The sequence below is a fragment of the Fusobacterium sp. DD2 genome (assembly GCF_018205345.1).
GTDB lineage: Bacteria > Fusobacteriota > Fusobacteriia > Fusobacteriales > Fusobacteriaceae > Fusobacterium_A.
Genome location: NZ_JADRHM010000005.1, coordinates 1 through 21,515, shown reverse-complemented (window position 1 = coordinate 21,515; position 21,515 = coordinate 1). Strand labels below are relative to the sequence as shown.

21 protein-coding genes are annotated in these 21,515 nt (G+C 31.6%); 7 read left to right on the top strand and 14 right to left on the bottom strand.

Annotation, left to right across the window (positions count from 1 at the left end):
* Window positions 1-1,341, bottom strand: coding sequence for a PTS transporter subunit EIIC (locus tag IX290_RS01455; RefSeq protein WP_211491422.1), 1,341 nt, complete (start codon window positions 1,339-1,341; stop codon window positions 1-3).
* A gap of 239 nt (window positions 1,342-1,580) precedes the next feature.
* Between IX290_RS01455 and IX290_RS01450 the strand changes: the two genes are divergently transcribed.
* Window positions 1,581-2,549, top strand: a complete 969-nt coding sequence (locus IX290_RS01450; protein ID WP_211491421.1) for a LacI family DNA-binding transcriptional regulator — start codon at window positions 1,581-1,583, stop codon at window positions 2,547-2,549.
* Window positions 2,550-2,561: 12 nt separating this feature from the next.
* On the opposite strand, the gene IX290_RS01445 is transcribed toward IX290_RS01450, so the two are convergent.
* Entirely contained in the window at window positions 2,562-3,071 is a 510-nt protein-coding gene (locus tag IX290_RS01445; RefSeq protein ID WP_211491458.1) for a cob(I)yrinic acid a,c-diamide adenosyltransferase, read from the bottom strand.
* Window positions 3,072-3,332: 261 nt separating this feature from the next.
* Between IX290_RS01445 and IX290_RS01440 the strand changes: the two genes are divergently transcribed.
* The gene (locus tag IX290_RS01440; protein ID WP_211491420.1) at window positions 3,333-4,787 is read left to right on the top strand and encodes a carbon starvation protein A; all 1,455 of its coding nucleotides are present in this window, start codon (window positions 3,333-3,335) and stop codon (window positions 4,785-4,787) included.
* A gap of 83 nt (window positions 4,788-4,870) precedes the next feature.
* On the opposite strand, the gene hydG is transcribed toward IX290_RS01440, so the two are convergent.
* The gene (gene hydG, locus IX290_RS01435) at window positions 4,871-6,274 is read right to left on the bottom strand and encodes a [FeFe] hydrogenase H-cluster radical SAM maturase HydG (protein ID WP_211491419.1); all 1,404 of its coding nucleotides are present in this window, start codon (window positions 6,272-6,274) and stop codon (window positions 4,871-4,873) included.
* A 206-nt stretch (window positions 6,275-6,480) separates the two neighbouring features.
* Here hydG and IX290_RS01430 point away from each other — a divergent pair, with 206 nt between their 5' ends.
* On the top strand, window positions 6,481-6,744 hold the full coding sequence (locus tag IX290_RS01430) for a TIGR04076 family protein (RefSeq protein WP_211491418.1): 264 nt from the start codon (window positions 6,481-6,483) through the stop codon (window positions 6,742-6,744).
* Window positions 6,745-6,866: 122 nt separating this feature from the next.
* On the opposite strand, the gene asrC is transcribed toward IX290_RS01430, so the two are convergent.
* The 8 genes from asrC to IX290_RS01390 all read right to left on the bottom strand — a co-directional run bounded on the left by asrC (window position 6,867) and on the right by IX290_RS01390 (window position 14,782).
* A complete protein-coding gene (gene asrC, locus IX290_RS01425) occupies window positions 6,867-7,829 on the bottom strand; it encodes a sulfite reductase subunit C (protein ID WP_211491417.1) in 963 nt (320 codons plus the stop codon).
* Window positions 7,830-7,839: 10 nt separating this feature from the next.
* Window positions 7,840-8,634 carry an anaerobic sulfite reductase subunit AsrB gene (gene asrB / locus IX290_RS01420; RefSeq protein WP_211491416.1) on the bottom strand — a complete coding sequence of 265 codons (795 nt, stop codon included), beginning with the start codon at window positions 8,632-8,634 and terminating at the stop codon, window positions 7,840-7,842.
* Window positions 8,627-9,646, bottom strand: coding sequence for an anaerobic sulfite reductase subunit AsrA (gene asrA / locus IX290_RS01415; RefSeq protein WP_211491415.1), 1,020 nt, complete (start codon window positions 9,644-9,646; stop codon window positions 8,627-8,629). The genes asrB and asrA overlap by 8 nt, the downstream gene beginning before the upstream one ends.
* A gap of 76 nt (window positions 9,647-9,722) precedes the next feature.
* The gene (locus IX290_RS01410; protein ID WP_211491414.1) at window positions 9,723-10,403 is read right to left on the bottom strand and encodes a Crp/Fnr family transcriptional regulator; all 681 of its coding nucleotides are present in this window, start codon (window positions 10,401-10,403) and stop codon (window positions 9,723-9,725) included.
* Window positions 10,404-10,473: 70 nt separating this feature from the next.
* Window positions 10,474-11,973 (bottom strand): YifB family Mg chelatase-like AAA ATPase, encoded by a 1,500-nt coding sequence (locus IX290_RS01405; protein ID WP_211491413.1) that lies wholly within the window; start codon window positions 11,971-11,973, stop codon window positions 10,474-10,476.
* A gap of 109 nt (window positions 11,974-12,082) precedes the next feature.
* Entirely contained in the window at window positions 12,083-12,631 is a 549-nt protein-coding gene (locus IX290_RS01400; RefSeq protein WP_211491412.1) for a hypothetical protein, read from the bottom strand.
* 117 nt (window positions 12,632-12,748) lie between these two features.
* Window positions 12,749-13,735 (bottom strand): NAD(P)-dependent oxidoreductase, encoded by a 987-nt coding sequence (locus IX290_RS01395; RefSeq protein ID WP_211491411.1) that lies wholly within the window; start codon window positions 13,733-13,735, stop codon window positions 12,749-12,751.
* 24 nt (window positions 13,736-13,759) lie between these two features.
* On the bottom strand, window positions 13,760-14,782 hold the full coding sequence (locus IX290_RS01390) for a PTS sugar transporter subunit IIC (RefSeq protein ID WP_211491410.1): 1,023 nt from the start codon (window positions 14,780-14,782) through the stop codon (window positions 13,760-13,762).
* Window positions 14,783-15,037: 255 nt separating this feature from the next.
* On the opposite strand from IX290_RS01390, the gene IX290_RS01385 reads away from it, so the two are divergent.
* Window positions 15,038-15,592, top strand: coding sequence for a manganese efflux pump MntP family protein (locus IX290_RS01385; RefSeq protein ID WP_211491409.1), 555 nt, complete (start codon window positions 15,038-15,040; stop codon window positions 15,590-15,592).
* A 67-nt stretch (window positions 15,593-15,659) separates the two neighbouring features.
* Here IX290_RS01385 and IX290_RS01380 read toward each other — a convergent pair whose 3' ends face one another.
* The gene (locus tag IX290_RS01380) at window positions 15,660-17,615 is read right to left on the bottom strand and encodes a TonB-dependent receptor (RefSeq protein WP_211491408.1); all 1,956 of its coding nucleotides are present in this window, start codon (window positions 17,613-17,615) and stop codon (window positions 15,660-15,662) included.
* Window positions 17,616-18,123: 508 nt separating this feature from the next.
* Here IX290_RS01380 and infC point away from each other — a divergent pair.
* The 3 genes from infC to rplT are packed head-to-tail and all read left to right on the top strand — an operon-like array spanning window position 18,124 to window position 19,284.
* Window positions 18,124-18,630 (top strand): translation initiation factor IF-3, encoded by a 507-nt coding sequence (gene infC / locus IX290_RS01375; protein ID WP_211491457.1) that lies wholly within the window; start codon window positions 18,124-18,126, stop codon window positions 18,628-18,630.
* Between the two features lie 49 nt (window positions 18,631-18,679).
* A complete protein-coding gene (gene rpmI / locus IX290_RS01370) occupies window positions 18,680-18,886 on the top strand; it encodes a 50S ribosomal protein L35 (protein WP_211491407.1) in 207 nt (68 codons plus the stop codon).
* 47 nt (window positions 18,887-18,933) lie between these two features.
* Window positions 18,934-19,284, top strand: coding sequence for a 50S ribosomal protein L20 (gene rplT / locus IX290_RS01365; protein WP_211491406.1), 351 nt, complete (start codon window positions 18,934-18,936; stop codon window positions 19,282-19,284).
* 339 nt (window positions 19,285-19,623) lie between these two features.
* Here the strand turns inward: rplT and glyA are convergent, their stop codons facing one another.
* Complete coding sequence (gene glyA, locus IX290_RS01360; RefSeq protein ID WP_211491405.1) at window positions 19,624-20,868, bottom strand: serine hydroxymethyltransferase; 1,245 nt, start codon at window positions 20,866-20,868, stop codon at window positions 19,624-19,626.
* An 18-nt stretch (window positions 20,869-20,886) separates the two neighbouring features.
* Window positions 20,887-21,243 carry an arsenate reductase family protein gene (locus IX290_RS01355; protein ID WP_211491404.1) on the bottom strand — a complete coding sequence of 119 codons (357 nt, stop codon included), beginning with the start codon at window positions 21,241-21,243 and terminating at the stop codon, window positions 20,887-20,889.
* Window positions 21,244-21,515: the final 272 nt, after the last annotated feature.

Sequence of the window (21,515 nt, the reverse complement as noted above, 5' to 3'; positions counted from 1 at the left end):
TTAAGCCTCTTTCTTCATTAAAATTTTAGTCATTATCATACCAGCTAAAATTCCTACAATTATCATTGCAAGATACATCATAAGATTATTTCCAAGGTATGCTGGTATTGCAGGAATAAATGTAACTCCCATTACAGATGGGGCAATATGGAATATAGCAGCAAAAGCACCAGCTATAGCTCCACCAATTATTCCAGCTGTGAATACTCTTGTATTAGTTAAAGTAACTCCAAATAGTAGTGGTTCAGTTATTCCAAAGAAACATGGAATGATAGATGAGAATTTAAGAGCTCTTTCCTCTTTATTCTTAATTGTCATTGTATAAGCTATTGCAGCTCCAGCCTGTCCAGCCATAGATGCTGTGATTAAAGCATTTAATGGGTTGATTCCAAGTGATGATAGGTAACTTGTTTCAACTATCATAAGTGAGTGATGTAGCCCTGTTATAGTAAGAACCTGTTGTACTCCTCCAACTATAGCTCCACCTAATCCAAATGGAAGGTCAATTATAAATTCTATTGAAGACATAACAGCGTGCTCAATCATTGTAAATACGGGTCCAATTACCATAAACGCAGCAATCATACCGATTATAATTGTTAAGAAAGGAGTGAATATCAAATCAACTACATTTGGCATCCATTTTTTAATCCATTTTTCAACATGTGCTCCAAATATACCAACTATTAAAGATGGAATTATAGTTCCTTGGAAACCTTGAATTTTGAAGATTCCAATAACAATTGGAGAGGCATTTCCACTTGCAACAGCCCATGCATTTGGAAGCATTGGAGCAACAAGCATAAGACCAAGTACCATTCCAATTACTGGAGTACCACCAAATCTTTTAAATGTAGACCATACAACTAGTGCAGGTAGGAATATAAATACAGTATCAGTTACAACTTGAGATAATGTTGTAAATTCTGGAGAAAATGTTACTCCTACTTGAGCAAGAAAACCTCTAATTCCCATGAAAAGTCCAGTAGCAACAAGAACTGGAATAAGAGGAATAAATACATCTGCTAAAGAACGTATTGTCTTTTGGAATATGTTAAGATTTGCATAAGCCTCTTTTTTAGCACCCTCAGTTTTGATACCATCAGTGTTTAAAATATCAAATACCTTATTAACATGACCTGTACCAAGAATAATCTGATGTTGTCCAGATTGATAGAAATATCCACCAATACCTTTGATAGCTTTTAGTCCAGCTTTATTTACCTTATCATTGTCCTTAGCAACTATTCTTATTCTAGTAGCACAATGCTCCAATACGTTAACATTTTCTTTTCCGCCAATATTTACAAGAATTTCCTTTGCAATATAGTTATAATCCATAATGCCCTCCTTTTATATTTTACGTTTTTAACTTTTATTTTTCTTTTTATGGGAACGGTCCCATATATTTTCAGTATAACATCTTTTTTCAAAAAGTCAATAATAATTCCATCATTTTTTACAGTAAAAAATGTATTTGTTCTTTTATAATACTCATAAATCCATAAAGTGGTAATATAATTGAATTAAAAAAATTTCTATGCTAATATAAAAATATATATTTGTAGAAGGAGATAAAGATGAAGAAGTTGACTATAAAAGAGATAGCTGAATATTCAGGAGTTGGAAAGAGTACAGTATCAAGATACTTCAATAGTGGATATGTAAGCCAGGAATCTAAGGAGAAAATAGAAAAGGTAATTAATAAATACAATTATGTTCCCAACGTTTTTGCAAGGGGAATAAAAGCTAAAAGTTCAAAGCTCATTGGAATAGTTGTTCCATGTCTTGATTCAGTTATAAGTTCTACCATACTTATGTCTTTAGACAGCTCTCTTAGAAAAAGTGGATATACTCCTGTAATTGTAAATACAAGCCATGATAAAGAACTTGAGCTTTCAAATATTGAAAATCTTGCCAGGCTAAAAGTTGAAGCTATAATAGTTATTGCAACTTCTGTTACTGATAATCATGTAAAGTTGATAAAAAAATCTCCTGTTCCAGTCCTTTTTATAGGGCAGATTCTTCCAAATGGATACTCTATTGTAAATGACGAAGAGAAGGCTGGAGAGATTTTAAGTAGCTATATAATTGGTGAAAAGTTTGAAAAGGTATTATATATTGGAGTAAATGAAGAGGATATAATGGTTGGAAAGATAAGAAAAGAGTCCCTTATTAATCCAATAATTGAAAAAGGCATTGAAGTTGATTATCTTGAGACAGATTTTTCTTATGATAATAGTTATAAAAATTTTAAGAAAGTCTATAAAAATAAAGATGTTCCAAATTGTATAGTGTGTGCAACAGATACTATAGCCTTTGGTGTTATAAAAGGACTTAAAGAGTTTCATAGTGAGATTTTAGATAAAGTTTCTATATTTAGTTATGGAGGTTATAAGGTATCAGGACTGGTGACTCCACCTATATCAACTATTAGATTTGAAAATGAGCATACTGGAGAACTTGCTTCAAAAAGTGTAATTGAGATTTTAAATGGAGAAGAGGTTGAAAAAATCCAAAAAATTGGATTTAAGTTTGAAAAAAGATAGAGGATTTTCCCTCTATCTTTCAATTCCAGGTCTGGCAAGGACACCATCAGTACTGTAATAGTGTTTGATTTCTCTCATTTCAGTAATTAGATCTGCATCAGCATAAAGTCCTTTTGGTGCATATCTTCCTGTAAGAACCAGTTCTGTTTCTTCTGGTTTAGCTTTAATAAGGTCTCTTATCTGTTCTTCAGTTATAAGTGTAAAGAATGGACAGATACAGATTTCGTCTAAGATCACAAGATCATATTCTCCACTTTCAATTATTTTCTTAACCTTTTCATATCCTTCTTTTGCCATTTGTCTATCTATATCTTTAACATGTTCTGGAGAAAAAATACAACTCTTTGTTCCAAATCTTTCTACAGTGACACCAAGTTTTTCTAGTGTTTTAAGCTCACCATATCTTTGCCCTTTCATAAATTGTCCAATATAGACTTTAAAATCATGTCCCAGTGCTCTTACAGTAAGTCCAAGACTTGCAGTAGTTTTTCCTTTCCCGTTTCCAGTATAGATATGTACCATACCTCTTTTTTTATTCAAAAGATCACCCCTTTTATCAATTTTTGAAGCTTTTATTCTATTACTTACATTCTATCACTTATTCATAGGTAAATGCAAAAATATTATTTTGTCACTGCTTTTGAGAGTGTTGTTTTTGCATTTTAATACCTGAAAACAACCTTTTAGGTCTAAAAACGCCATATTTTTTTAAAAAAAGGTATCATTTATAATAAGGAAAAATGTTTGTTATTTATATAAAAAAAGTAAAAGGGAGGATTCATTATGTTTGCGTTTATTTTATCAGTTATTGCACTTATAGTTGGTTATCTTGTATATGGAAAATTTGTAGAAAAAGTATTTGGACCTAATGATGCAAATCCAACTCCAGCAGAGAGATTAGCTGATGGTGTTGACTATGTTCCAATGAGCCTGAAAAAGACTTTCTTGATTCAGTTCTTGAATATAGCAGGAACAGGACCAATATTTGGAGCTATACTAGGTGCAATGTGGGGACCTATGGCATTTATTTGGATTGTGTTTGGTTGTATTTTTGCAGGAGCAGTTCATGACTATCTAATAGGAATGATGTCATTGAGAAAAGATGGAGACTCTGTTGCAGAACTTGTAGGACACAACTTAGGAAATGGAGCAAAACAACTTATGAGAATATTCTCAGTAGTACTTCTGGTATTAGTTGGAGTTGTTTTCGTAACATCACCTGCTGGTCTTTTAAATAAATTGATGCCACAAGTATCAACTCTTGTATTTGTATGTATAATCATTGTTTATTATATAATTGCTACAGTTTTACCAATTGATAAATTAATAGGAAAAATTTATCCAATATTTGGTGTTTGTTTATTAATAATGGCAGTTGGAATTGGAGTTGGAATAGTTGTTCAAGGATACCAATTACCTGAATTTGCATTCCGTAACTTTAACCCTAAAGGAACACCTATATTCCCAACATTGTGTATCACAATAGCTTGTGGAGCAATAAGTGGATTCCATGCTACACAATCTCCAATGATGGCAAGATGTCTAACATCAGAATCACAAGGTAGAAAAGTTTTCTACGGTGCTATGATTACTGAAGGTGTAGTTGCACTAGTATGGGCAGCTGCAGCAATGTCATTCTTTGGTGGAGTAGAAGGATTAGCAACTCAAGGAAGTAACCCAGCAGTAGTTGTTAATACAATTTCTAACACTGTTTTAGGAAAAGTTGGAGGAGCTCTAGCAATACTTGGTGTTGTTGCTTGTCCGATAACTTCTGGAGATACAGCATTTAGAAGTGCCAGACTTACAATTGCAGATGCTCTTAATTATAAACAAGGACCTATAATGAATAGATTTATAATTGCTATTCCTCTATTTGCAATAGGTATCGTTCTATGTAATGTTAACTTTAACATTCTTTGGAGATACTTTAGCTGGTCAAACCAAACTCTTGCAGCAATTGCATTATGGGCAGCAGCAACATATTTAGCTAAGAATAAAAAATTCTATTGGATAGCTTTAGTGCCAGCAGTATTTATGACTGTAGTATGTACTTCATTTATAGTAATATCTCCAATTGGATTTAGAAATCTATTACACGCTTTAGATGATAATAGCGTACTTATGACTGGAAATATATTAGGAATTGCTCTAGCAATTATCTGTTTAATTGGATTCTTCCGTATGTTAAAAAGACAAAACAGTGTAGAAGGAACAGTTGAACTTGAAGAAGCCGAATAATTTAGTTTAACTATACAAACCAAATTTAAAAAACTGGTATTGGCTTAGGCCTCTACCAGTTTTTCTCTTTATTAGGATAAAAATTAAACCGAAATATCTCTTGCTCCGTTTTCTATATCTTTTAAATATCCCATTATTTTCTTTTTAAATTCAGCATCTCCCATTTTGCTTAATGCTTTAAGAATTGCTTCATTTCCAACTTCTCTCAAGTGGTCATCAGCATAGTCAAGAAGGAACTCTTTAAGAGTCATAAGTGCATTTGCTTCACACATAACATTTATTTTTCCACTCTTAGCTATTTTCATAAATCTATCTCCAGTACGTCCAGATCTGTAGCAAGCTGTACAGTAACTAGGGATATATCCACTTTTAATAAGGCTTTCAAGCATTTCCATAGGAGAACGGTGATCTCCTACTTCAAATTGAGCTGTATTTTTATTTTCTTCTGAATATCCACCTACACCAGTACAAGATCCAGTACTTACTTGAGAAATACCAAGATCAATTACTTCATCTCTAAATCCAGCTTCTTCTCTTGTAGATAAAATCATACCAGTATAAGGAACTGCAAGTCTTAATACTGCAACTATCTTTTTAAATTGTTCATCATCAACAAGGTGAGGATACTCTTTTAAAGTTACATTACTAGCTTGTCTTATTCTAGGAACTGAGATAGTGTGAGGACCTACTCCAGTCACTTTTTCAAGTTCATTTGCATATAAAATCATAGCAACTGTTTCATATTTAGGGTCATATAATCCGTATAGTACTCCAATACCAACGTCATCTATTCCCCCTTCTCTAGCTCTAAACATAGCAGTAGTATGGTAGTAGTAATCCTTTTTAGGACCTCCTAAGTGAACACTGTCATATGTTGGCTTATGGAAAGTTTCCTGGAATAGAGTATATGTACCTATTTCTGCTGCTTTTAATTTTCTGTAGTTTTCAACAGTAGTTGCAGCAATATTGATATTTATTCTTCTGATATTTCCATTTTCAAATTTAATTGAATAGATATCTTTGATACATTGTAAAATGTAATCTAAAGAACAGTTAATAGGGTCTTCTCCAGCTTCTAATACTATTCTTTTGTGTCCTAATTTTTCAAGTGCTTTTACCTCTTCAACTAGCTGTTCTCTTGTTAATTTTTTTCTTGATAGTTTGTCATTACAGTGTTGGTAACCACAGTATTTACAGTTATTTACACAGTAGTTACTTACATATAAAGGAGCAAACATAACGATTCTTTTACCATAGATTTTTTCTTTGATTGATTTTGCAACTTTAAACATTTCATTTAAAAGATCTTGATCTTGTATGTTTAAAAGAATTGCAGCTTCTTCAGCAGTGATTCCAAGTGCTGCTTTAGCTTTTTCTAATATCTTGGTAACAATCTCTTTATCCTGAGATTTTTCTTTGGCAGAGTTAAGTATACTGTTAATTCTGTCTTCGTTTAAAAATTCAATACTATACTTTTCTTCTCTCATTATTGCCTCCATTAAGATTTTTTACCTTATTATTATAGCATAGTTATCACAATTTCACTACACTTTTAATAATAGTATACTTTTTATGGATAAGATAAGTGCAGAAAGTGGGCATAAATTGTAAAAGTTAGAAAAAATTTAGATAAATTAAAAATCTTCATTTTATATAGTATAATAGATATATAAATATATTTAGGAGGCATAGCATGAGAAAGCCAAAAATAATATTAGAAATAGTGGATAAACTTGGAAAATATAATTGTCATAGATGTCATAAAATTGGAGAAAAATTTGATTTTGATATTGATAGAGGGAAAATTTGCCCTATGGCATTGCATAGTGGATTTCCATATATAGATATTCTACGTTACAATGGGGATCTTCCTACTACTTCAAATGGAGATTATAGATTCTGTTGTCCTGATTCAGATGTAGCAATGGTATTTAAAATTATAGTTGAAGATAAATAGCAATTTAAAATACAATAGAAAAAAATTTAGAAGAGAGAGGGGATTATTTTAATGGAAAATCCCCCTTTTAACTAAGTTTACTAGTAAAAAGGGGGGAGGATTAAATTTATATGCTTTTATAGTTAATACTTAACACCTTTCCAATAGATTGGTGTATATACTTCAGTTTCTTCTGAAAGGTTAATATCTTTAAGAGCCCATTTTTTAAACTCTTCAAAACCAGTTCTATCTACGATATATCCAATATGTTCCTTTCCCCCTGGAGCATCTTTTGATATATATTTTGTAACATAGTCATATGTATTTAAAATAACTTTAGTTATAGTATCTTCATCAGTCCATTTTAAGAAGTCTTCTCCTAATCTTGGATTTTTCTTTCCTGTTCTTCCAAGAAGAGTAAGTCTATAATATTTCTTTTTACTTCTAGTCCATGCCATGTTAGGGCAGTTAAGAACGCATTCTCCACAACCTATGCATCTTTCATGGTCTCTTTCAGGTCTATAGTTGACAGAGGTTAAAGCTCCAGTTGATTTTCTTTGACATGCTCTTACACATGCACCACAACTTACACATCTATCAGGATTAAATTGAGGAAGTGTCATTCCCATAATTCCAAAGTCATGCATTCTAACTTTGGCACAATCATTAGGACAACCTGTAAGAGCTATTTTAAAATGCAAATCATGTGGAAATACTTCTTTTTCAATTCTTTTAGCAAAACTTGAAGTATCATAACATGCGAAAGGACATACATTATTTCCAATACATGCAGTTATATTTCTTGTACCAGAAGCTGAATATCCTTTTCCTTTTTCAGGTTGATTTATTCCTAATCCTTCTATTATAGGTTGTAACTTGGCATTTACTTCAGGGATTTTTTCAAATGGTATTCCAGGTATTTCAAATCCTTGACGGCTTGTAATATGTACAAGTCCATTTCCATAAGTTTGAGCAATCTCCTGTATCATTGAAAGAAATTTTGCATCAAGATGTCCACCAGGAACACGAACTCTTGAAGCAGTAAAACCTCTCACTTTAGTTACTCTGAAAGCATTTTTCTTAATATCTTTAGTGTTTATATCCATTTTTTCACTCCTAATCTAACAAAGTACGACCTTTAACATAGTTAAATACAGGGCCATCTACACATACATAGATATCACCTATTTTACAGTGACCACATTTACCAATTCCGCAGCACATCTTTCTCTCTTGGGAAATCCATATGTTTTCAGGCTTGATTCCTGCCTTTAGAAGAGCTAAGGATGAGAATTTCATCATTGCAGGAGGACCTACTACTATTGCAACGGCAGAAGAAATATCTTTAAATTTTAATTTTGGTATAAATTCTGTTACAAGACCTACTTTGTATTGAGTAGTTTCTTCACCTTGGTCAACAGTTAGAATATATTCCATTTTCTCCTTCCATTTAGGAATATCATCTTTAAAAAGAATAAATTCAGGTCCTTTATATCCAGTTATTAATTTTAAATCCTTAACTTCATCTCTATGGTCTGCAAAGTATTCTATTACCCCTCTTACAGGAGAAACTCCAGTACCACCAGCTACTATAACAAGTTCCTTATTTTTATAAATATCAATATCAAATCCATTTCCATATGGACCTCTTAAGAATAATTTTTCTCCAACATATTTTTCAAATATCTCATTAGTAACTTTTCCAACTTTTCTAATAGTAAAATCTATTGTATCTTTTCCTATTCCACTTACTGAAATAGGTGCTTCACCATATTTAGGAATAGAGACTTCAAAAAATTGACCAGGCTTTACGTCATCTTTAGTGTATCTCATTCTAAAAGTATACTCTATATCAGTATGTTTTATTACCTCTACTATCTCAGATAGAAATGGTATGTACTCATTAGTCATTTTTTTCAGTCACCTCTTCCATAGCTTTTTCCAGATTATTTATTGCATTTGAAAAAGATATATATTCTGGGCAGATATCATCGCATCTTCCACAACCAACACACATATGATATCCAAAACGCTGTTTGAAATCTAAAACTTTGTGAAGGACTTTAAATCTCATACGCTGTCCATGCTGTTTACGATATGCACCGCCACCAGCTACATCTGTGTATCCATCAACCATGCATGAAGCCCAAACTCTTTTTCTTTCTCCAACACGTCCATTATCTCTATAGAAAATATCCTGCATTGTGAAACATGTACATGTAGGGCATACAAAATTGCATCTTCCACAGGCAATACATCTCGAATCATATTGGTTCCAAAGAGTGCTTTTTGCCACATCACTACTTAAATTTTTAGGAATATTTACTTTTATATTATTTTCTGTTACATAGTCAGGAGTTACATCTATTTTCTTTGTATTATGAGTTTTAAAAAATTCTTCCCACTCTTTATCTTTTATATCTACAAAAAGACCATCTTCTGAGTAGTTCATAGCCATTGAATAATTTTCACATCTATTTGTATTCATATCTACACAGAAGCAGTTATCAAAAGAGTTTTTGCACCCAATAAGTATAAACTTGACTCTATCTCTTAATCTCTTATAGTAAAAATCTTCATTGCCATTTGCTAAGTAAATTTGGTCTAGTCTTTTCACTGCATTTAAATCACAGCTTCTTAAAAAGATTACAGCTCCTTTTTTTCTATTATCAGCTTCTTTTACTACATCTTCAGTAAAATAAAAAAGAGTTTGAACTATTGGAAGAATAACCTCTTTAAAGGAAAATTCAGACTTCTTATTAAATTCAATCTCTTCCACTTTGTTAACTTTTCCATATCTTATACAATCAGTATCAGAAAATCTTCCACCATTTTCATAAACCACTGGAGCATAGATATCATACTCATCTTTTAAACTATTGAAAAACAGGTTGATATCTTTCTCACTCAATTGAAAACCCATATTGTCCTCCTTGCTACTTTTTAAAATTTCTGATTTTAATTATAGCAAAAAAGCAATATGGGTTTAGTAAGATTTATCACGTTTTTTTAAAATAATTTAAAAGTTTATCTTTATCTTTGACTATTATTCGATTTCTTTTTACAAGAATAAGGTTTTCTTCAGAGAGAACTTTTAATTGTCTTGATACAGTTTCTCTTTTAGAACCAACAATATCTGCGAGATATGATATAGATAGCTTGAATCCAATCTCTATTCCATTTGGAGTATTTTTACCAAAATCTCTTGAAAATTTCCATAGTTTTGAGGCAATCTGTTTATCAAGTCTTACAGAGTTAGATGTATTTTTTAACTGATGAAACATTCTTCTTATTCTGTAGGCCATACCATTTAAGGTATTTTTACATAGAGTAAAATCCTCTTTCATAAGATTTTCAAATTCTGAAACATTTATCTCAAGTATTTTTGAATTACATAATAGTTCACAATTTAATGAGGCAACAGGTTTTTGAATAATAACCTCATTTAAAAAATCCCCTTTTCCATGTATAAAAATGACTTTTTTATCAAGAGATGGACCTATTTTATATAGAGCAGCTATCCCATCAACAATAAAGAAGAGAGTATTTACATTATCTCTATCTAAGAAGAGGTGCTCTCCTTTTTTATAGAGTTTTATTTGTGAAAATGCTGCTATTTTATTTTTAGTTTTATTATCTATATTGGCAAAAATTTTAATTATATCTATAAAATTATTCATATTTCCCTCCTCTTTTCTATTTATCTTAAGTATATAGAAAGAAGAGAATAAAATCAATAACATTAAGGTCTTATCTGGTCCTAAAGGATACAGCTTCCATAAGATGCTCTTTTTCAATATTTTTAGAATTATCTAAGTCTGCAATGGTTCTTGCTATTTTAAGAATTTTATCATATCCTCTTGCAGATATTTCCATCGCCTTTATTACCTGTTTGAAATAGTTTTTTAATTCTCCAGACAGAGTACAATATTTTTTAATATCCTTTTGGGTCATCTCTCCATTACAAAGTTCACTGCCAAATCTTTTATATTGAATATTTCTGGCTTTTATTACTCTTTTACGTATAGCAGTGGAAGACTCACTTTTTTCTTCTGACATAAGCTCTTGTTCAGAAAGTCTTCTTATTTCAATATGCATATCTATTCTATCCATTATTGGCCCAGAGAATTTCTTCATGTATTTGTCTACCTCTGTTTGAGTACAGATACATTTATCTCCTTCGTAATAAAATCCACATGGACATGGATTACTTGCAGCAAGAAAGATAAAGTCAGTTTTAAATTCAGCTCTATAAAGTGCTCTTGAAATAGAAACTTTTTTATCTTCAAGAGGCTGTCTTAAACTTTCTAATACACTTCTTGGAAATTCTCCTATTTCATCTAAAAACAGTATTCCACCAGAAGCCAGAGATACTTCCCCAGGAGTTATTTTTTTACCACCACCAATTATAGCAACAGGACTGCTTGTATGGTGTGGAGCTCTAAAGGGTGGAATGTTAACTATTGGTGTATTTTCATTTAATTCTCCTGCAATGCTGTGTATTTTAGTAGCTTCAATTATCTCTTTTTCACTCATAGGGGGCATAATCCCCTGAATTCTTTTGCAAAGCATGGATTTGCCAGAGCCAGGACTTCCTATTAAAATTATATTATGTTTTCCAGCAGCAGCTATTTCAAGACCTCTTTTAGCCATTACCTGCCCCTTTACATCTGAAAAATCCAGGTCATTTTCTATTTCAGGGAGGATATTTTTTAAGGGTGGTTTTGAAATCTCATTTTTAGAAATAAAAAAGGCAGCTTCACTTAAAGTAGATACAGGAATAATATCTATATCTTTTATAAGGGAAGCCTCCTGATAATTCTCCAGAGGTAAAACCACTCCTTTATATCCATTTTCCTTAGCAAATATAACAGTGTTAATAGCACCTCTAACAGATTTTATATTTCCATTGAGAGATAATTCACCTATGAAGAGATAATTGTTTAAAACATCATATCTGTCCTTTATAAAGCCCATAGCACACATAATACCAATAGCTATTGGCAAATCAAAGTGAGCTCCCTCTTTTTTTACACCTGCAGGAGATAGATTTACTATTATTTTTTTAGGTTCCAATCTGAAGTCACTATTTTTCAGAGCTGTTCTTATTCTATCTTTGCTTTCTGAAATAGCAGTATCTCCCAGCCCAATTATAGAAAATATTGGCAAACCACTACTTATATCTATCTCTGTTTCTACTAAAAATGATTCTGCTCCCAGATAACTGGAACTTAAGACTCTTTTATTCATTATAATCCCCTCGAAATTCTCTTTATTTCGATGGTAACACACAAGGTGTATCCTTACAAACTCATATAGGAATTCTGAAAATAAAAAAGCACAGTAAAAAACTGTGCTTCTATATCCAATGGTCGTCGTTTCCTATAAAATGTATTATCTCATGTGCAGCATTAAGCTGGTTAATATCAACAATGCCTCTTTTTTTATTTGCTACTGTAATTTTAGCAAAGTTTACAGTTCTAGTTCCATCTTTTTCAAATATTGGAAATCTAATACGGACATTGTCAGATGTAACCTCAATAACTGTAACACCCTTTCCTTTGTAAGCCACCTTCCAATTTATGTTTTCTATATCAGGATACCTGGTTCCTTCTTTTAAAAGTCTATCTGACATTCTTTCAAGTGCTTCTTTGTCTCCATGACCAAATTCAAGCTCTGACAATATTATGTCACTTACAATTGCTTGAAGTTTAAGATCCACTCCATTTTCATGATTAACTTCTAAGAACTCTCCTGCTATTATATGATGGTCCACAATTCTCTCTACACTATCTCCATTATTTGCCTTGATAGCCTTTATTCTTTTGATATAATCCTGATCATTTTCAGTGCAGGAAATAAGTGCAAAAGTGAGAGAGCATCCCAGCATTGAAAGAATCTTTCTCATTTTAGTTCCTCCAAATTTATAATGATTATAATCAATACTGAGATTTTAACATAAAGATGAAAAATGTGCAAGAAAAGAGAAGAGCACCCTAATGAAAGGGTGCTCAAATTAAAGGCTTTAGAATAATTTATTTAAGACATGTCCAGTTTTCTCAAATTCTGAAATGTTCTTTAAAGCTATTTCAACCATATTTGCTACTGCTTCGTCTGTATAGAATGCATAGTGAGGAGAAACAATTACATTATCTAAAGCATGAAGTTTGTTGAATACCTCATCTTCAATATGGCATTGGCTTCTATCGCAGTGCATGATTCCTAATTCTTTTTCATATACGTCCATAGCATATCCAGCAATCTGTTTGTTTTCAAGAGCTTCTAACATAGCTTTACTATCTACAAGTCCACCTCTACTTGTATTTACAAGAACTGCAGTTCTCTTCATCTTTTTAAGAGTTTCTGCATTTATCATATGGTAGTTTGAATCAAATAGTGGCATATGTAAAGAGATAACGTCACTTGTTCTTAACAGTTCATCTAAAGATACATATTCAAGATATTCTTTAGCTTCTTCACAAGGGTAGATATCATAAGCAATAACTCTTGCACCAAGTCCTTTAAATCCTTTTGCAGCTTCTCTACCAATACGTCCAGTACCAATAATTCCTACTACTGATTTTCTGATTTCAAAACCGATAAGTCCTTTTAATGAGTAGTTGTTTACAGCTGAGTGTTGCATCATAATTTTAACATTTCTTGCAAGCATAAGTGCTGAAGTAATAGCATATTCACTTATGGCATTTGGTGAATATCCAGGAACGTTACTTACTTGAAGTCCATACTCTTTTGCAGCTTCAAGGTCGATTTTCTCATATCCTGTACTTCTGTCAGCAACTACCTTTACACCAAGGTCAGCAACTATTTTTAAAGCTTCTCTTGTAGCAAGACAGTTTCCTAATATTGATATAGCATCATATCCTTTTGCTTTGTGAGCATTTTCAACACCGAAATTTTCTTTTACTATATCATATTCTATTCCAAATTCTTTTGTATATCTTTGTATAGCATCCATTTCATCAGGTCTAACTGCATACATTAAAACTTTCATATATCATCTACTCCTTTTTTAATATTATTGATATGTAATTTGATAATCTTCAGGTTTAACTAGAGGTATTACTTTTTTAAATACAATATCAAATACAAATCCAAGTATAACTGGGAATACTATAAATACAAGTCCAGCTACTACAACAGATGTACCAGTATTGATAGCGTTTAAAGGTCCAATAAGTCCAGATAATCCAAATCCAGCACTCATAGTAGTTCCTTTAATATCAAATATTGCAGCACATAGTCCAAGTACTCCAGCATTTGCAATTACAGGTAAAAGCATAATAGGTTTTTTAACAAAGTTTGCCATTTGCATCTTAGGAGAACCTAGGAAGTGAGCAATACTTGTACCAAAAGAGTTTACCTTCCATCCAGATATTGCAAGTCCAATACCAGCTGCTACTATTCCAAGGTTTGCAGCACCACTTGCTATTCCACCAATTTGAATAGCTACTGCTACTCCAACTGTTGAGAACGGCGATACAATAAGAAGTGCAAAAATAATAGCAATTAAGATTCCCATAATGTATGGTTGTAATGTAGTGATGTGGTTGATGATGTTTCCAAGAATACCAGTTGCTTTACTGATATATGGAAGTGTAAACATACCAATTCCACCAGCTATTACAATTACAATTAAAGGAATTAATAGGATAGTGTAAGCTTTTAATGAGTTACCAAGTTTGATAACTATAAAAGCAGCAATTGCAGCAGTTATGGCAGTGTTAATAACGTCACCAGTTCCTGCTAAAGTTAAAAGTCCGTCTTTTACTCTAATGACTCCACTTCCTACTGCACAGGCAATAGCTATTGAAGTAGTTTGAATTGGAGTAAATTTAAATAACATTCCAACACACACTCCAATTGCTAAAGGTAACATAGAAGTAGCCATTTTAGTAATTAAAAGAATAGTTCCAGATATAGCAAGATGTCCAGATAAAGCTTTCATAAGCTCTCCAAGTAAAGCTCCAGGTATCAAAGCAACAACTATACCAATTGATAAACCTGCTAGAATCTTGTCTGAAAATTTTTGTTCGTTCATTTTATTTCCCCTTTCAAATATAAATTTGGTATTATATTATAGCATTATAATCACAATAAGGCAACAATATTGGTCTAGTATAAAATGTATTAAAAAAGTAAAGTAAAAACAAGAAAAAAATGAAGTATACAAAATATTATTTTTTATATGGAGAATAGAACATAAAAAATGATAAAAACTATTTATTTTTTTGAAATTTATGATAAAATAGTAAGATATTTCTGAAAAAAATAAGTGTTTTAATTTAAGGAGAAGATGAAATTGCAAATAATTAATTTTTTACTTATTGGAATAAGTTTGGCTATGGATGCTTTTGCTGTATGTGTATGCCAGGGAATGGCTACCAATGAAAATAAGGAAAAACTTGGGATAAAGTTAGGTATTACTTTTGGAGCTTTTCAGGCAGTGATGCCATGGTTAGGATATAGAATTGGAAATATCTTCAGTGATAAGATATCTGTCTATGGTGGAGTTATTGCATGTATAATCCTTGTTCTTATTGGACTTAATATGATAAGAGAAGCAAGAGAAGATGAAGAGTGCAGTGTAATAAGTGATGCAAAGACACTGATGGTATTAGGTGTAGCAACCAGTATAGATGCTCTTATTGTTGGGTTTTCATTTGCATTTGAAAATGTGGAGAATATATATGTAGGAGTCTTATTAATAGGAGGAGTTACATTTTTAATATCGTTTATTGGAACAACAATAGGTTATAAGATTAAAGAGATAATAGGAAAAAAGGCTCAATATCTAGGTGGAATAGTTCTTATAATATTGGGAATAAAAGCTTTAGGAGAAAATTTTTAGACAGCAAAAAGAGGTGCTCGGGACACCTCTTTTTGAGTTTGTTTCTTAAGTTTATATGTGTGTGTAATTAAAAGTTATATCTGAATCCAGCATAGTAACTTCTTCCATCTGCTGGGTAGTAATTTTTATTAGTTGAACCAAATATTCCATTTGCATATTTTTTGTTAAACATATTTCTTATTCCTGTATATACTTCTAATCCATCATTTACTTGATATTTAACATTAATATCAGCAGTAGTATGAGAGTTTAATTTTCCGAATTTGTTTGCAAAATCATCGTTTACATAAGCTTTACCTACATAGTAAACATCGAAATTTCCAAGAAGTTTATCTGTAAAGTTATATGTTACTCCTGCGTTAGCATTCCATCTAGGTACTCCTGGAAAGTCATTTCCAGAGTAGTCTCCACCTTTTATTTTAGGTTGAATATACGTAATATTCTCTCTTAAGGTAAAATTATCAAAGTAGTGTTGTAGAGCAATTTGTCCTCCAATTCTTTTAACTTTATCACTAAAGTTTTTATTTGCTCCAGTCCACATAGAACCTGGAACATTAAATCTTTTATCATATAGTATTTCTTTGTCAGTATCTATTCTGAAAACAGAAGCAGATATATAGGTATTTTCATACATATCTTTGATACCTAATTCATAAGCGTCATTTTTTTGTAATTTTATATCTCCATACCATGCATTTAAATCTTGAATAGTTGGTGCTCTAAATCCATGGTTATAGCTTACATATACACTACCTGTATCTGAATATAAGTAGTTAGCAGCAAGTTCCCAAGAGTTAGCATTGAATTTTTTAGAGGCTGGAGTAGTTGTAAGTAACCAAGCAGACCCAACATTTACATATTCATTTTTATTATAGTCATAATCTATTTTTTCATGTCTGAATCCTTGAGTAAATTGAAAATCTCCAACAGTAGTTTTATTCATTAAATAGCCAGCATAAGATTTTCTTTTCTGATCCTTAACATCGTTCATCTTATCTTCTGATTTACCATCTTTGTAGTCTCCTCCTAAGATAATATAGCTGTTATCAGCATATGTATATTTGACTTGAGGTTTTATAAAAGATTGAGTAGCACGAGTATGACTCCTTGAACCTTCATATTCTCTTGCATCATATCCACCATACATCATGAAATCTACATTGTCCGTAAGTTTAGTATCGTATTTTGCTGAATAATTATCTTCAGTCATTTTTGATAATCCACCATAGCTACCAGCTTGTTTAGGACTATCTTCGAATTGTTCTTCTGTTAATGAGCCAGCATAATAGTCTTTTGTATTACTATGTCTATATTTTACATCTAAAGAACCGTTATCAAGAAGGTATTTTCCTCTTAAAAAAACAGAGTTCTTAGTGTCATCGTTATCATTAGGTTTTTCTTTACTTCTATATTCATTACTTTTATATCCATTGTAGGCAACATCCATAAGAAGTCTATCTGTTACTTTTGTTCCATAGTGAAGATTTCCATTTAACGTGCTCCATGAACTTGCTTCAAGTCCCATTGAACCATAATTTTCTTTGTTCTGAGGAGCTTTTGTTATGATATTGATAACTCCTCCTATAGCACCATCACCATACATCACATTTCCACCAGCAGGAATAACTTCGATTCTATCAATTATGCTTACAGGTATTTGTGAAGTATCATATCCATTTCCTTGTACTGAGTTTAATGGAATTCCATCTAAAAGAACTAAAGTATTTTGTCCAGCAGTAGCACCAAAACCTCTTAAGTCAAATTGTGCATCTGCTCCATCCATTTTAGATACAGTTAATCCAGGCACACCTTTTAAAGCATCGGCTACAGTGTTAGCTCCCTTATTTTGTATCTCTTCTTGAGTAACTATTGTTATATCTTTTGCAGTGTCTAATACAGTTGTTTCAAAGTTTTCAGTAGTGATAAGAGTTTCATTTAATTTTCCAGTTGAAATCTCCCTACCTTGAGCAGCTAAAGAAGTACCAACTACTAATAAAGCTGCAACCATTAAAGTTTTCTTCATTGTTGTCCTCCAATTATAATTATAAAAACTTTAACCAGGTGCCCTTATCCATAATATAGTTCAATTACAATACTGGGGTAAGAATCTGAATAATAAAGGATAAGAGCCCTAATTAAATTAAAATGATAAAATTATGTGACTTATATCACATTTTTTATTATAACACAAATTATTAAAAAATCTAGGCTATAAAAATAAAAAATATCTATTGCAAAAAAGAATTAGATATGATAATATAATCTCCGGATAAGTAAAAAAAACGTCAAAAAAGTTATAAAAAACTTGACATTTTAATAAAAATCCCTTATACTGTTAGAGTATGAGATAAAAAAAATAATGATTAAAGCAGAAACAACCTTTCTCACCTTATGGGTCGCGAACTTACATAGGGTCAAAACTTTTAGAACTTAAAGAGATTACATTGATATAGATGATAAAAGTTATGAGTACAGGACATGTTTCGTCCTGTTTTTTTATTTTATGGTTGGTATAACAGTGGAGGTGTTGTATTATTACTGATAAGATTAGAATCAACGAAAAAATTAGAGGAAAAGAATTTAGAATAATTTCCTCAAGTGGAGAGCAATTAGGAGTTATGACTTCTAATGCAGCATTAGAGATAGCAAGACAAGAGGGGCTAGATTTAGTAGAAATAGCAGCAAATGCTAAACCACCTGTATGCAAAATTATGGATTTTGGAAAATACAGATATGAACAAACTAGAAAAGCTAAAGAAGCTAAGAAAAATCAGAAACAGGTAGTTGTAAAAGAGGTTAAGGTAACAGCTAGAATAGATACTCACGACCTTGAAACAAAAATGTCTCAAGTAGAGAAATTTTTAAAGAAAGAAAACAAGGTTAAAGTGACAATGGTTCTTTTCGGTAGAGAAAGAATGCAACAATCATTAGGTGTAGATACACTAGATGAGATTGCTGAAAGATTTGCTGAAATTGCTGAAGCTGATAAAAAATATAACGACAGACAAAAGCATATTATACTTACACCTAAAAAATAGTGTTAAGTAAATAGTTACGGTTTTAAAGATTTGAGAGGAGGACATTATTATGCCAAAAATGAAGACTCATAGAGGAGCTAGAAAAAGAATTAAAGTTACAGGGACAGGTAAATTTATTGTAAAACACTCTGGAAAAAGTCACATTTTAACTAAGAAAGATAGAAAGAGAAAAAATCACCTTAGAAAAGATTTCGTAGTTACTGAAACTTTAAAAAGACATATGCAAGCTTTACTACCATATGGAAAAGGAAGATAATTAAATTATCATAGAATGAATTATTGTGACAATTAGGAGGAAAATAAATGAGAGTTAAAACTGGAATAGTTAGAAAAAGAAAACATAAAAAAGTTTTAAATGCCGCTAAAGGATTTAGAGGGGCATCTGGTACAGTTATAAAACAAGCTAAACAAGCTACAATGAGAGCTGCTGCTTACGCTACAAGAGATAGAAAAGTAACTAAGAGAAGAATGAGACAATTATGGATCATCAGAATCAACGCAGCTGCTAGATTAAATGGATTAACTTATTCAACTTTAATCAACGGACTTAGAAAAGCTGGAATCGTTTTAGACAGAAAAGTACTTGCTGACATCGCTCTAAACAACGCAGCTGAATTCGCTAAATTAGCTGAAACTGCTAAAGCAGCATTATAATTAATTGATAATTATAAGATTTTGAGAGAACTTTAGGTTATAAGGTTCTCTTTTTTTTATGCAAAAGTGGAAGAAGGAACATTGGTAATAGTTAGTGTGATTAATAAAAGTTTTTTAGAGATTAAAGAAAGATAATAATAAAAAGAGCTGTGCAGACCTAAGTTAAATCTGTTACAGCTCTTAATTTTTAAGGTTTTAAAAAACTAAATGAATAAATACTGAAAGTAATATCAGAATTATTATAAAAGAAAGACATCCAGTTATAATGCTTAATGTTATTCTAAACACTATATAGAATACAATAGCAGCTAAAATAAATGCTACCATTTTTCCCTCCTATTATAATGGAAAATTCATACAGAAAGCTTCTACTTCTTCTTTGATTTTCTGTAATTTTTCATCATTTTTAACATTGTTAATAGCTTCTAAAATAAAGTGAGCTATTTTTTTCATTTCAGGCTCTTTCATTCCTCTGGTAGTTACAGCTGGAGTTCCGATTCTGATTCCACTTGTAATCATAGGTTTTTCTTTGTCATAAGGTATTCCATTTTTATTAACAGTGATTCCAGCTTTGTCTAAAGCTTTTTCAACCTCATCTCCAGTAAGTCCTTTAGAATTTTTAGTATCAACAAGCATCATATGGTTATCAGTTCCACCACTTACTATTCTAAGTCCACCCTTTTCAAGTTCTTCTGCAAGTGTTTTGGCGTTTTTAACTATCTGTTGTTGATACTCTTTGAAATCGTCACCTAATGCTTCTTTAAATGCAACAGCTTTAGCAGCTATTATATGCATAAGTGGTCCACCTTGGATTCCAGGGAATATAGTTTTATTGATTTTTTTAGCTATTTCTGGGTCATTAGTCATGATGATTCCACCACGAGGTCCTCTTAAAGTCTTATGAGTTGTACTAGTTACAACATGAGCATAAGGAATAGGGCTAGGGTGAATTCCAGCAGCTACAAGTCCAGCAATATGGGCCATATCTACCATTAGATATGCTCCAACTTTATCTGCAATTTCTCTGAATCTTTTAAAATCAATTATTCTAGAATATGCACTTGCTCCTGCAATTATCATTTTAGGTTTAACTTCAAGAGCTAATTTTTCTAAAGCATCATAATCGATTCTTTCATCAGTTTCAGATACACTATATGAATATATTTTATAATCTTTTCCTGAGAAGTTTACATTTTTACCATGAGTAAGATGTCCACCATGATCAAGTTTCATTCCAAGTACTGTATCACCAATATTTAAAAGTGCTTTATAAACTGCCATGTTAGCTTGTGAACCTGAGTGTGGCTGTACATTTACATATTTTACGTTAAATAGTTTTTTTAGTCTTTCCTGAGCTAATTTTTCCACTACGTCAACATGTACACATCCACCATAGTATCTTTTATCTGGGTATCCTTCAGCATACTTATTTGTCATAACACTTCCAGCAGCTTCTAATACTGCATCTGATACGAAGTTTTCTGACGCTATAAGCTCAATCCCGTTATTTTGTCTCTTTTTTTCTTTTTCAATAGCTTCAAATACCTCTTTATCTACTTCTTGTAATTTCTTTTTGTTTCTCATTAAATACTTCCCCCCTTATTATTTAAAGAATTCTTCCCATTGATCTTTTTTAAATCCAATAAGAACTCCTTTATCAGCAATTACCAAAGGTCTTTTTACCAGCATACCATTGGAAGATAGAATATCTAACATCTCATCTTCAGAGGCTTTTGCAAGTTTTTCCTTTAAATTCATCTGTCTATAAAGAACTCCACTTGTGTTAAAGAATTTTTTAACTGGAAGTCCACTTAAGGCAACATATTTTTTCAATTCTTCTTTTTTAGGATTATCCTCAACGATATGTCTACTTGTAAAATCAATTTTGTGTTCTTCAAGCCATTTTCTGGCATTTATACAAGTTGAACATTTTGGATAGTTAATAAATAATACAGACATATACATACCTCCTTAGTACTTTGCTTATGAATTAATTATATCATATTTTATCAGGTATAAAAAAGTTTTATCTAAAAACTTCAAGAAGACCCCCTCCTCTTTAGGTGGGAGATGAATTGAAATTTTTTTGCTCTTAAATGTATGATATAATTAAGTATATGAAAAGGAGGTGATTTTGTATGTATCTTACAGTTAAACAACAACTTAAACATCTTTCTAAAGAAGAATATCTTTCTCTTAGAGAACTTTCCCATGCTGCTAAAAATCTATAT